General features: G+C 61.7%; 10 protein-coding genes. 4 read left to right on the top strand and 6 right to left on the bottom strand.

Annotated features, from left to right (window positions below):
* Positions 1–47: 47 nt before the first annotated feature.
* The 4 genes from SINAC_RS03900 to tsaB all read right to left on the bottom strand — a co-directional run bounded on the left by SINAC_RS03900 (position 48) and on the right by tsaB (position 4,892).
* On the bottom strand, positions 48–1,667 hold the full coding sequence (locus SINAC_RS03900) for a multiheme c-type cytochrome (RefSeq protein ID WP_154673647.1): 1,620 nt from the start codon (positions 1,665–1,667) through the stop codon (positions 48–50).
* 210 nt (positions 1,668–1,877) lie between these two features.
* Entirely contained in the window at positions 1,878–3,008 is a 1,131-nt protein-coding gene (locus SINAC_RS03895; protein ID WP_015244391.1) for a DUF1573 domain-containing protein, read from the bottom strand.
* A gap of 267 nt (positions 3,009–3,275) precedes the next feature.
* The gene (locus SINAC_RS03890) at positions 3,276–4,112 is read right to left on the bottom strand and encodes a class I SAM-dependent methyltransferase (RefSeq protein ID WP_015244390.1); all 837 of its coding nucleotides are present in this window, start codon (positions 4,110–4,112) and stop codon (positions 3,276–3,278) included.
* 87 nt (positions 4,113–4,199) lie between these two features.
* Positions 4,200–4,892: a tRNA (adenosine(37)-N6)-threonylcarbamoyltransferase complex dimerization subunit type 1 TsaB gene (gene tsaB / locus SINAC_RS03885; protein ID WP_015244389.1), complete on the bottom strand. Its 693-nt coding sequence runs from the start codon at positions 4,890–4,892 to the stop codon at positions 4,200–4,202.
* Between the two features lie 185 nt (positions 4,893–5,077).
* Between tsaB and SINAC_RS03880 the strand changes: the two genes are divergently transcribed.
* The 4 genes from SINAC_RS03880 (at position 5,078) to SINAC_RS03865 (ending at position 10,232) form a co-directional block, all read left to right on the top strand.
* Positions 5,078–5,929, top strand: coding sequence for a metallophosphoesterase family protein (locus SINAC_RS03880; RefSeq protein WP_015244388.1), 852 nt, complete (start codon positions 5,078–5,080; stop codon positions 5,927–5,929).
* Between the two features lie 116 nt (positions 5,930–6,045).
* On the top strand, positions 6,046–8,304 hold the full coding sequence (gene yidC, locus SINAC_RS03875; RefSeq protein ID WP_015244387.1) for a membrane protein insertase YidC: 2,259 nt from the start codon (positions 6,046–6,048) through the stop codon (positions 8,302–8,304).
* Positions 8,305–8,439: 135 nt separating this feature from the next.
* Complete coding sequence (locus SINAC_RS03870; protein ID WP_015244386.1) at positions 8,440–9,786, top strand: tRNA modification GTPase; 1,347 nt, start codon at positions 8,440–8,442, stop codon at positions 9,784–9,786.
* A gap of 68 nt (positions 9,787–9,854) precedes the next feature.
* Positions 9,855–10,232 carry a GxxExxY protein gene (locus SINAC_RS03865; RefSeq protein ID WP_015244385.1) on the top strand — a complete coding sequence of 126 codons (378 nt, stop codon included), beginning with the start codon at positions 9,855–9,857 and terminating at the stop codon, positions 10,230–10,232.
* A 236-nt stretch (positions 10,233–10,468) separates the two neighbouring features.
* On the opposite strand, the gene aroF is transcribed toward SINAC_RS03865, so the two are convergent.
* The gene (gene aroF, locus SINAC_RS03860) at positions 10,469–11,482 is read right to left on the bottom strand and encodes a 3-deoxy-7-phosphoheptulonate synthase (RefSeq protein WP_015244384.1); all 1,014 of its coding nucleotides are present in this window, start codon (positions 11,480–11,482) and stop codon (positions 10,469–10,471) included.
* A gap of 628 nt (positions 11,483–12,110) precedes the next feature.
* Complete coding sequence (locus tag SINAC_RS03855; RefSeq protein ID WP_015244383.1) at positions 12,111–12,749, bottom strand: HD domain-containing protein; 639 nt, start codon at positions 12,747–12,749, stop codon at positions 12,111–12,113.
* Positions 12,750–12,830 lie beyond the last annotated feature (81 nt).

The following is a 12,830-nucleotide window of genomic DNA, read 5'->3' as shown; positions in this document are numbered from 1 at the left end:
CGAACGGTCACCCGAACGCGGCCGGCGTACTTCGCTTCAGACCCGTTTTACTTCGCCGGTTCGCTCGCCCCGGCTGTGGCCGGCTTGATGCCCTCGTGGACCTTGGGGTCGGTGTACTGATCGAGCTTCGAGTGAGCGATCTGACCCCAGTAGGTCTGAAAGTTGAACTTGGGAGAGTTGTCTTCATCGTGGCAGCGATAGCAGAGCCCTGCCTTGTCAGCCCCGGCGGCGGTCCGAGCGATCAGTTTGCGGAACTCTTGGTTGTCGGGTTCCTCGACATGCTTAGAGGCGGGGCCATGGCAATTCTCGCACTGATTGCCCTTCAGGTAAGGCGTGGCCGCGGCTGACTTCCAGCCCGAGTTGTACTCGAAGCCGGTCGTGTGGCACGAGATGCACTCGGCGTCGAACTGGTGATCGCTCCGATCCCCCTTGGGGTCGGTGACGATGTCCTCGAACGCGTGGGCATGCTTGGTGGCAGCCCACTTGGCATACGTCCCAGGGTGGCACGTCTTGCACGTCTCGGCGCCGACGAAGGTCGCCCCCGGAGCGCCGCCGACGAAATTGCGGCGAGGGAAGTTCTCGACGACTCCGGCTTGCTTGAGCATCTCCTGGAAATCGTCCTCGATCAGCTTGCGCATCGGCCCGGCGTCGCCGTTGTAACGGCTGTTCAAAGGCACGCGCTGAAAGCGATACTTCTGCTTTGGATCGTTGTAAAGACCGACAACGCCGACATACTTCCCCTTGGTGCCCACCTTGACCAGGATCGTCTTGCCCCCATTAAGCCGCTCGGGATCGGCGTCCGGGTCGGAGTCCGACGTCGCCACGACGATGTCGAAGCCAGGGAACTTCGCAGCCAGCGACTTGGCCAGTTCGGGCGGCCCTTGGACGAGAAGGACCTGGGTGTCGGTGTCATTCTCGAGGTCGGCCAGGACGCCGGGCAAAGCCGCTTCGGGCGAGAGGATGGTGGGCAGCAGCGCATCCTTCTCGTCATCCTTGAGCTTGTTGAGGGCGTCGGGATCGAGAATCGCAGTAATGCCGATGGTCATGGGACCGACCTTGGTCTTCACGCTCGGCCGGATGTTCTGATCGAAACCCTCGGCCGGCTTGACGTTGGCGACGACCACGCGAGGCTTCTCGGCCAGGTTGATGATCTGCCCGAGCGACTCGCCGACCCCAACCTTGAGATCCTCGGCGCTGAGCGCGAAGGCGTCATACTTCAACATCTCCAGAGCCTTGAGCGCCACGCTGAACTTGATTTTGACCTGCTCGGGCCCCCCCCGGGCACCGGCCGGATCCTTCACCAAGCTGCCGAGATCCACCAGGGCCAGGGGCCACTGATCGGTTTCCCGGATATGCCGAATCAGGTCATAGCGACGACGGAGGCCGCCGAGTTGCCCCGACGTACAGCCGCAAGGCTCGAGGTAGCCGTCTTGTTCACCCGAGATGAGCAGCGCCGCGACGGGCTTAGGCCAGTCCGCAAACAGCTTCTTACTCGTGCCGGTCTCGGCCCCCGCACTGCCCGGTTTGACACCCCCTGGCGACGGACTCGCCGCAGGCAGATCCCCCCCCGTGCCATCCGTTCCAGAGTTGCAGCCGACGTAGGCCACGAGCCCGATGGCCAACACCAGGGCGGCCATCGGCCGGATTGAGGAGCGAGACATCATCATCCTTTCCCGAATGAGGGGGACGAAGACAGGGGCCTCTTGCCCACGTCTGATCGCGGAGGATGCGGCCACAACGATCCTCGACGTCGACCCTTACGGGCCTCTAGATAGAGGACGATGTTATATCGCCCCTCGCGTCGAGAGATAAGGCCAATCGACCCGGTCTCTCCCGGACCGGGGAGACCGCGGCCGTCCTCCCCGAACACCACGTCTTCAGCCCGCGTCGCGGATGAAGCCGTAAATGGGGACCTTCACTTCTTTGGCAAACGGGTGGTCGGTCTCAAGAATAATCTCTTCATTCACCGTTCCCGTGGGCATCCCCGGAGGCACCGTAACGATCAGCCTGTATTTGCCGGGCTTACTGGCTTTATCGCCGGGAGCGATCTCGACCTTGAATTTCTCCGGCTTCTGTCTCACCTCAAACTTGGTCTCGCGGTGGTTCTGGACCAGCATGATCAGCTCGACCTGCCCCCCCGTCTGGCTGGGGATCCCGGAGAGCCGCAATTTGGCCGGGACCATAGAGATCGGCCCGACGATCTTCCCGGTCAAGGTGAGCCGCAGCTCGGGTTCCTTGGGGTGATCGGTCTTGATAACCAGTTCCTGGAGGAACGTGCCCAGCGTCATCCCTCGTTTGAACGTCACGGTCACCTGGCGGCCGGCCTCGGTCTTGATCTCCTTGCAGACCGCCTCGGGCAAATCCTTCTGGTCGACCGTGATGTAGTCGGGCAGCGAGGTGGTCATCTCGGTGATCTTGAGGTCGGGCTTGTCCTGCGAATAGACGGCGAATGTGACCTTATACTCTTCCTGGTCGCTCGAAATCTCCGAGACATTGATCGCTTGATTCTCAGGGGGCGGGTAAATCATCACCGCAGGGCTCACCTCGCCTTCGGCGGCGAAGGTGATCTTGGGCCGCTCCGGGTCATTGGTGATGAGCGTGGCCGGCTTGTGGTAGTGGCCGTTGGCCAGCGTCTCCCAGGTGAGGTGGACCACGGTCTCTCCCTTGGGAGGAACAGTCTTCGAGCCCTTCACCTGGCGCTTTGCATCCATGAAGCCGGCGACCGTGCAAGAGCAAGGAGGCGCTTCCAAGGTCAGGATCAGGTCACCCTCTCCTTCGTTCCTGATCGTCCAGTCCCTCTCGAACTTGGTGTGCAACGCCTTCGACCCGAACTTATAGGTCAAGTCACCATCAACCACGGCTTTCGGCAGCGGCCCGCGATTCCCCGAGGCCGACGGGAACTCCAGCCCACTGCTAATCGAGGGTTCCAGCGAGACGCTCTGAACAACGACGGTTGCCGTCGCCGTCAGCACGACAACAAGGACCGCCAGCAGGATCCAGCGCACCATGGCAAGAAGACTCCGCGTTTTGCCGACCTGACTGAAGATGATCGAAAAAACGATGACGATGAGACGAGCGGCCCCTCGCACACAAAGAGGCCTCTCCTACAAAGTGGATTCTACGATCTTAAGGCCCCCCTTTGTTCGCGGTCAAGCAACGGCCCGATGTCACTCTCGATTATGAAAACCGGCCTGACGAGGGGAGTGGACAACGTCAGGCCGAGAAATCAGCACGCATCTGTTTTTCAAAAAAAAGATATCATCGCGTGAGAACTCTCAGCCGGGGCGTCGCCCCGCGACGTTAATCCCGTGGCCCTGGCCCTCGTGGTGGAACACCTGGCCGGCCGAGAGGTCGACGACATCCACGAGCCCGGCCTCGGCGAACCAGGCAAGCACCTCTTCGCGCGTGTGGCGTGAGAGATAGCGGGGAGCGTACCAGTCCAAGGTGTCGCAGACCCGGACCTCAGGGTCGGGGTGCATCGAGACCCCGAATGTGAGCAGGTGAAGAGCAACCCCGGCGCGGTTGACCAGCCGCCGCGGACTGGCCATCAAACGCCGCTTCAGGCCACCCACCGGGGCCATCAGGCGACTCAGCGTCAAGAGCCAGGAAACAGGGAGTCGAGTTGAAACGCCACGGTGAACCCGGACGACCGCCTCGAGCAGTGGGCGTTCCCGAGGGTAGACCCAAATCGCAATCCGCCCGCCAGGTTTGAGCAGTCGCGCAATCGCCAAGAAGGCCGCGCGCGGGTCGGGCGTGTGGTCGAGGACCCCCAGCGAATAGATCTGGTCGAAGCTTCCCGTTGCGAACGGAGGACGGAGCAGGTCGCCCCGGGTCAGCGCGACCCCCGGTAGGTCGGCCGTCAGGTCACGAGCGGCGCGCACCGCTTCGCTCAAGTCGAGCCCGACGGCCCGAGCCCCCAACTCCGCAGCCATCCGGAGATACCGCCCCATCCCACAGCCGGCGTCCAGGACCAACGCACCCGCCAGGTCCGCCTCCGTCAAGCCCGTCCGATTCCGGAACGTGACCCGGTCCTCTTCCGGACGGATGATCCGAAACCGATTCCACTGGAGAGAATAGGTCGACTTCGTTCGCGATTGGTCAGTGGCCGTCATGGCATTGAGTCCGGCGGGTTGGGATCGGCCATTTGTTGAGGACCGACGAGAGGAATGAGGGAGAAAGGGGAAGCACGAAGGCTCACTTTACGAGGCGGGTTGCTTCCGCTCCCACTGCTCCTCCGCGGCGCTCCGGCGAAGGTATTGAGGTTCGAGGAACAAGGGGTCGTCGCGGCGTCCGGCCGCCCAGACGTCGCGGGCCAGAAGAATCAGCCGATCACCGTCGGGCCAACTCATCTCGGCCGGCGCCGTTCGGGCCTGCTCAGGCAAAGGCGTCTGCAAACGCTCCAGACCGGGTCCAAGCACGAGCGTCGGCACGGTCAGCCCCGCCGCCCAAACGGCCTGGGACTCGATCCGGGTCGGCAAAGTGCGGACCAGTGGTGCCTCGGGTCCGGGTCGGGCGAAGTTGGCCACATAGAGATCACCGCGCTGGGCATCGGCGATGACCGAGACAAAAAGTTCCTCTCCCGGCGCGTTGCGCGCGATGATCTCAAGGCTGTCCAGCCCGACGAGCGGTTTGCCCGTCGTATAGGCGAGGGTCTTGGCCGCGGTCAGGCCGATCCGAAGACCGGTGTACGATCCCGGCCCCAGGCCGACGGCGAATCCGTCGAGGTCGGCCACGGTCAAATTCGCCTCGCGGAGTAACTCGCGGATGACAGGAATCAGGTTCCGCCCATGCCGTTGATCGGGGTCGGGTGCCGCGACGCAGACCACTCCATCCGTGGTCGCAACCACTACGGCAGCACGGTTTGTCGAAGTATCGAGGGCCAGGAGGTTCAAGCGACTACAGACTCCTTAATAGACGAACCTTGGCGGAGCGATTCCGTAAAGAGGAACACAGGGGTGGGCTTGACCTTGACCCCCGCCCTAAGACCGATCTATCCTACAGAAAGATTGTGGGGCACCATGGCCTAGTTTTCCAGGGTCCGGAATACGGCCGTGGACGTCTTCGGAGGTTCCTTCCGGTGCGTCGTGCTTTGATTAGCGATATCCACGGGAACCTCGAAGCCCTGGAGGTTGTCCTCGACGACATCAAGTCGCAGGGGATCACCGAGATTTTCTGCCTGGGCGATATCATCGGCTATGGCCCCAATCCCCGCGAGTGCATCGATCGGGTGATGGAAAATTGCCGGGTGACACTCCTTGGCAACCACGACCAAGGGGCGATGTTCGACCCCGATGGCTTCAACATCGGCGCCGAACGGGCGATCTTCTGGACCCGTGAGCAGCTCGAAAGCTCCAGCGACCGCGAGAACAACGAGCGCCGCTGGGAATTCCTGGGCGAACTCCCCCGGACATTCCGCTCCGATCCCTTTCTGTTCGTCCATGGATCGCCGCGCAACCCGTTGAGCGAATACATCTTTCCCGAAGACATTTATAACCATCGCAAGATGGAGCGGCTCTTCCAGTTGGTGGATCGCTACTGCTTCCAGGGGCACACCCACGTCCCAGGGGTCTTCACCGAGGGCTTCCAGTTCTATGCCCCCGAGGAGATCGATAACGAGTACACCATGGGCGATGGCAAGCTGATGATCAACGTCGGCTCAGTCGGTCAGCCGCGAGACGGCGACCCGCGCGCCTGCTACGTGGTCCTCGACGACGGCAAGCCCGCCTCGGCGGCCAATGGCACGGCGGCCTCAGCCGACGTTCCAGCCTCGGCCGACGCCCCAGCCCCGGCTGGTTCTACGGACGCGGCCGGCCCGATCCGGGTCAGCTTTCGCCGCCTCGCCTACGACTTCGAATCCACCATCCGAAAGATTTACTCCATCTCCGAACTCGAACCGTTCCTGGGCGACAGGCTCCGACAAGGACGCTGACCGGGCGAGCGACGGATTAACCGACGGACTCCGACTGTCCAACGCGCCGGCGCGCCCGCCTGTCAACCCCTCCCCATTCGATTGAAACACTGCACGTCCCAAAGGTTTACTCCACGATGAGTAATGAGAAGCGGCTTGTCCTGTTCATGATGCTCACCTTCTTGTCGTTTCTGGCAATCCAGTACGTAATGGAAGCGACAGGGCTGGCCCCACCCCCCAAAAAGCCCCAACAAGTCCAGGCCAAGCTCGATCCCGCGAAGACCAATCTGGCCGACGCAACCAAACCTGGGACGGATCAAGCGAAAGAGCCGAAAAAAGAAGAGCAGGGGACCGACGCGGCCAAGCCCGCCAAAGAGGCCAAACCCGCAACGCCCCAGGTGGCTGCCGTCCCCGCCTCAGAGATGATTCTCGGTTCGGCGGACGATAAGACGCCCGAGGCTTATCATCTGGAAGTGCGGCTCAAGCAACGGGGAGCGGGGGTCACCTCCATCAAGTCGTCCCAGTTCGATGCCGAGCTGGATACGGCGAACCCGAGGCGAAAACAACCGCGACGACCGCTCGAACTGCTCATCGATAAAGCCAATACCCTCCCCTCGTTCGCGTTAACCGTGCGCTCGGCCAAAGAGGCCAAGTTGGCCGCGACCGAAGAACTCGACGAGAACCCCGAGGGCGATCTCCCCGCCGCACGTCGCGCAACGGAAGCGCCGCTGGCTGAGACCCTCTGGGAGGTCGTCCGCGACGACCAGGGACGCGCGGTTCGGCCGATCACCAAGCTCAATCCACTCACGAAGGCAAAGGTCGACGGCCAGGAGATCCTCTTCCGCACCACCGCCGACGACCCGGCCGTGACGGTGACGAAGCGGTTCCGCCTCTTCAAGGGCGAGGACGCGTTCTCGCTGACGACCGAATTCGAGAGCCCGGAGAAAGAACAGGAGATCGTCTACCGACTGTTCGGCCCGCACGGGATCCCGATCGAAGGGGAATGGTACACCAGCACGTTCCGCGACATCTTCTTCGGCCAAAAGGGGAGTAAGCCCACCAATATCGTGACCCGCGCGGCTCAGGATATTGCCAAGGCGGGGGCCGCCAAGTTCGACAATACCACCCTGCCGTTGGCCTTCGCGGGCATCGAGAACCAGTACTTCACGATCTTCGTCGAGCCGGAAGGGGAGCCCCGGATCAGCGAGACGGTCGCCACGGTCATCGAGGCGAAACCGGACGCGGTCCAGAAGGCGGATCTCTCGTTCGAAATCCTCTCAAACCCGATCAGCGTCGGCCCCAACCATCCCGTCTCGCAGTCCTACACGATCTACGCCGGCCCGAAGACCCAGGACGCGCTGACCCCTTATGGGGCCGAAGGGTTGGTCGCCTATCGCAAATATCAGTGGTTCGGCATTCCCGGCGCCTCAACGATGGCTCGCTACGTCATCGCGCCATTGCTCGACCACATCTACGCGCTCACCAAGCAGGTTGCGGGGTTCTTCGGCGGGAAGAAGGGCAACTACGGTATCGCGATCATCCTGTTGACCCTCCTGGTCCGCATGATCATGTTCCCGCTCGGCCGCAAGCAGGCACTCGCGGCCAAGAAAATGCAGGACTTGCAGCCTCTCCTGAAAGAAATCCAGGAGAAATACAAGGATGATAAGGAGCGGCAGACCAAGGAGACCTTCGCGCTTTACAAGAAGCACGGCGTCAACCCGGTCGGCGGCTGTCTCCCCGCCCTGATCCAACTGCCGATCTTCGTCGGCCTCTGGCAGGCCTTAAATAACAGCGTCCACCTGCGGCACGCCTCGTTCCTGTACATTCAGAACCTGGCCGCGCCCGACATGCTCTTCAAGTTCCCGTTCCCGGGTGGGTTACCGCTACTCGGGGAGTATTTCAACCTCCTGCCGTTCTTGGTCGTCTCCTTGATGCTGGTACAGACCAAGCTCTTCGCGCCTCCGGCGACCACGCCCGAAGCCGAGATGCAGCAGAAGATGATGAAGTACATGATGATCTTCATGGCCTTCATGTTTTATAAGGTGCCCTCGGGCCTGGGGATCTACTTCATCACCAGCAGCCTCTGGCAGATCAGCGAGCGGCTGCTGCTCCCCAAAGTCACGCACGCAACCCCCGCGGCCGGCCAGTCCGGCGACGATAAGAATCCTCCTTCCGGCAATGGTGGCAAAGGTGGGCCCGGCGGTGGTGGGCGAGGGGGCAACGGCCCCGCCAAGCCTCCCGGCAAGCTCGCTCAGCTCTGGGAAAAGGTCATGGATGAGGCCACCAAAGACCCAACCTACCGCAAACTCGTCTCTGAGAAAGACCGCCTCGAGAAGGATCAGAAGGACAAGGACAAAGGCAAGCCCCGAGCCAAGCCCGGCGGGCGCCGGCGTTAAAGGCCTCTGGCCGACAATCACAAGGCGAGCAGGGAGCGGATCACGCTCCCTGCCTTCGTTTCTTGAAAAGCGAATACAGAAGATGGTGAGCCGTGCCCACCACGGGAATCGGCGAGCCGGCAAGGCATTGCAAGAGTGAGCACTCTCGACCTGACCGACACGATCGCGGCGGTGGCAAGTCCGCCTGGCCCCGGGTTCCGCGGCCTGATCCGGCTGACCGGCCCTGACGCTTTCTCGATTGCCCTGGGGCGGTTTTCTGCCGACGACGATAGGCTTCTTCCCCGACTTCCCGAGCGCCGAAGCGGCCGACTGACCGTGACAGGCCTTCGGCCAATGCTCCCGGCGGCGATCGCCCTCTGGCCGGGTCCTCGCACCTACACCGGGCAGCCCTTGGCTGAAATCCACACGGTCGGCTCGCCTCCTTTGGTCAACCTGGTTCTGGCCGACTGCCTGGCCCAAGGCGCAAGGCACGCCGAACCGGGAGAATTCACCCTCCGCGCATTCCTTTCGGGCCGGATCGACCTGACCCGCGCCGAGGCGGTGCTCGGGGTCATCGACGCCCAGACCCCCGCCCAACTCGACACTGCACTCCGACAACTGGCCGGCGGCCTGGCCGGCCCGATCACTGCGCTCCGCGATCGCCTGCTCGACGTCCTGGCCCACCTCGAGGCGAACCTCGACTTCGCCGAGGAGTCCGACGTCGACCCACTCGGCCGCGCCGTCCTGGCCGACGACCTGGCCCGCGAAGGTGCCGAGATGATCGCCCTGGCCAAACGGCTCCAAGGGCGAGACCGGGCCGACGGCCATCCTCGCGTCGTGCTGGCCGGCCCTCCCAACGCGGGCAAGAGCCGCCTATTCAACGCGCTTCTCGGCCAGGCCCATGCGATCGTATCCCCCCAGGCGGGAACCACGCGCGACTACCTCTCGGCCCTCTGCGAATGCGATGGCCTCACGGTCGAGCTCGTCGACACCGCAGGCGTCGAGCCAGCATCCGGCCCGATCGAGGGCCAAGCCCAATCCTTCGGCGCCGATCAGGCGGCCCGCGCCGACCTCCTCATCGACTGCCGCTCGAGCGACACCACGACCGCCCCGTCGTGGCCGATCGCGCCTGACCGTCCCCGACTGCTCGTCCGGACCAAGTCGGATATCGACCCATCTCTCGACGATCCCGAATTCCTGGCCACCAGCGCTGCGACCGGTGCGGGCCTCGACGAGCTCCGCCGCGCCGTGAGCGCCGCCCTACGCTCCCAGGCAGCCGATGGCGACCTCCCCGCCAGCACCGGCGCCCGCTGCCGCGAAAGCCTCGAGCGAGCCGGCCAGGCCCTCCGGTCGGCGGCCGACACGATTCTCTTAAACGGAGGAGACGAACTCGTCGCCATCGATCTCCGCCAGGCAGTCGACGAACTCGGAAAAGTCGTCGGCGCCGTCGTCACCGACGACATCCTCGACCGCATCTTCCGCCGATTCTGCATTGGCAAATAGAATATCTCATCATCAAGAAAGCAGATTTTAACCACGAATGACACAAATAACACGAATAGGAAATTCAGATGCCAGATATCATTTACAAGGAAGAATCCTACGAAATTATTGGGGCTTGCTTCGACGTCTCTAATGAAATGGGTTGCGGCTTCTTGGAGGTCGTCTACCAGGAATGTCTCGAAATCGAGTTTGAGCGACGCGGCGTCACCTACTGTCGACAAGTCGAGTTGCCATTGAGCTACAAAGGTCGGTTACTTACCAAAAAATATCAACCGGATTTTGTTTGCTTCGACAAAATCATCGTCGAAATTAAAGCGGCGAAGGAAATCGCCGACGAACACCGAGCGCAAGTTCATAATTACCTCAAGGCAACAGGCTATAAGCTCGGCTTATTGATCAATTTCGGCCATTACCCCAAACTGCAATCAGAACGAATCATCCGTTGAGGATTTTTTATCACCGACAATAATTAACTGTTTTTTCATAAACAAAAAAATTTCACTTATTTAACTATTTTCTTAATTCGTGTCATTTGTGTCATTCGTGGTTAAATGATTTTTTGAACCAATGTTTCCCAGGTTCACCTTTAGCGACCCGCGCCCGCCACAACAATCCGCATATACAGATTATTGAAACGGGCGTTGATCGCACGGGACTCCGACGAGGGGTCGCGGTGCTTTGGTCACATCGTCCGGTCGACGGCCTCGGCGACGCGGCGGCACATCGCCATCATTTGGCCGAAGGAGGTGGGGGTGATCGTCTGGGAACCGTCGCTGACCGCATGCTCGGGGTCGTCGTGAACCTCGACGATCAGAGCGTCGGCCCCGGCCGCAATGGCCGCCTTGCACATCGGGGTGACCAACCGCGCTTTGCCCGTGCCGTGCGAAGGGTCGACCACCACCGGCAGATGGCTCTTTTCCTGGAGGTAGGGGACTGTCGCCAGGGGGAGCGTGAACCGCGTGTGCTCTTCGTAGGTGCGGATTCCGCGCTCGCAGAGCATGACGTGGGGGTTGCCCCGATCGAGGATGTATTCGGCCGCGAGAAGGAACTCTTCGATCGTCGCACTCATGCCCCGCTTGAGCATGGTGGGCTTGCCCGAGTCTCCCACAGCCTGAAGGAGTTGGTAATTCTGCATGTTACGGGCGCCGATCTGGAGGACGTCGGCGTACTTGGCAACTAACGGTACATGTTCAGGAGCCATGACCTCGGTGACGATCGCCAGGCCGGTCTCCTGGCGGGCGGTCGCCAGCATCTTGAGGCCGTCTTCCTTGTGCCCCTGGAAGCTGTACGGACTCGTCCTCGGCTTGAACGCACCACCACGCAGGCCGGTCGCCCCCAGTTCTTTGAGTTGTCTCGCCAGTCCGACGATTTGCTCCTCGCTCTCGACGGAGCAGGGGCCCGCGATCACCGCGACCCGCGTCCCACCGATCACCAGGTCCAGCGCCCGCACCACGGTCCGCTCGCTCTTCAGCTCCGACGAGGCCCGCTTATAAGGCGCCATGATCGGCAAGACCTTCTCGACTCCCGGGCCCGACTCCAATACCTCGGTGAGCCCCGACCGCTCCTCGCCCAGCGCGGCGATGACCGTTTGGTGCGTCCCCTTGATGACCTGGGGAGTCAGACCCAGCGAGGTGATCTGCGAAACCATATGGTCCGTCTGCTCGGCTGTCGCGTCCGATTTCATGACGACAATCACGGTATACCCGCCCTCAGAAAAGAAAGGAGAAGTCTTGAAGTCGTTCTCGACTCGATTGCCCCCTTTGCAAACCGCAAAGGCACGGGCGATCCCAACGCGCACAAAAAAAAGGACCCCGAGACCATATTTCAGGTCCCGGGGCCCTTGGGGTGACTTTTGACTGGCAAATCAGAAGACGATTAAATACCGCCCTCGGCCCGGCGACCTGATGTTGTGGAACCCGTAAACACGGGATACCACCACCAGCTGCGGTAGGAAAAGAGGCCGAGGATCGCGGTCAACCGGTTCAAGCTCGTCGAGCTCCAAACTGTTTTGCAAGTCTTTATGGACAAAGCGACCAGGTCCGAACAAGTTCGGACCTGGCCAGACTATCAATCGGAAAGGTGCGGCTTGCCCGACGGGCAACCCGTCGGCTGCCGTTAGGCGAGCCGCCTCTGGTTATCACTACACACTATAGTCACCTCCTTTACGAAAAGCCTCCCCGGTCTCGCGGGAGTCCAGCCTCGGGCGAGAGCGAGCTCTTGCCAGTCGTACCACGCTCGTACGACCCGTAAGTCAGCCTGGTTGTGTGTCCCCGGCTGACACTTCCACTATATCAACGGAAACGCGTCAATCAACTCTTCGACCCTTATTTTTCTCGATTTTCCAGCGTTTCCACCGGTTCGTCCACGCCTTCTCGCGCGTCTTTGGCAAGCGTGTCGAGGAGCTGGCGGCAGCGTTCCGCAAGCTGCTCGAGTCGCGGATCGCCCGCGCCGACGAGGTCGACGGTCGATCGGTAATACCAGAGCACGTCCGCGCGGGGAGCATTGAACATGGACCAGACCGAACGCCCCTCCTCGAGGTCGCAAGCAATGCTCAAGAGGTTATGCAGCTTGTCGGCCAGGATGACCGCCCTCACTTCGAGCGGAGCGCCAACCAACGCCTTGAGGTGATCGCGTTTGCGATCGATCCAAGGGCGTTTCCGCCCGTCTCCGTCGGTCTTGATCTCCGAGCAAGCCTCGACCGTCTTGGCCACCTCGTCCCCAAACCGCTCACGAACCTGGTCGAGGGTCGTCTCGGTATCCTCGACCACGTCATGGAGCAGACCGGCAATGACGACGGCCTCATCGAATCCGATCCGGTCGAGAATCATCGCCACAGCCACGACATGTTCGAAATAAGGAGTCTTCTCCCCCTTGCGAAACTGCCCGTCGTGAGCCACCGCCCCCCACCGCAGGGCTCGCTCCAGGGTGAATGACATCAGTTCGTGGTCTCGAGACGCCGCCATAAATTTCCAACCTCTTCACATCCTGATTGATTGCCTGCAGTACGGCCTGGCTTCAAACACGGAAAGCACGCCGCCCTCGAG

Source organism: Singulisphaera acidiphila DSM 18658, from assembly GCF_000242455.2.
Classification (GTDB): Bacteria; Planctomycetota; Planctomycetia; order Isosphaerales; family Isosphaeraceae; genus Singulisphaera; species Singulisphaera acidiphila.
Note: the sequence above shows the minus strand (reverse complement) of the source record. Positions and strands in the feature narration are given on the sequence as shown.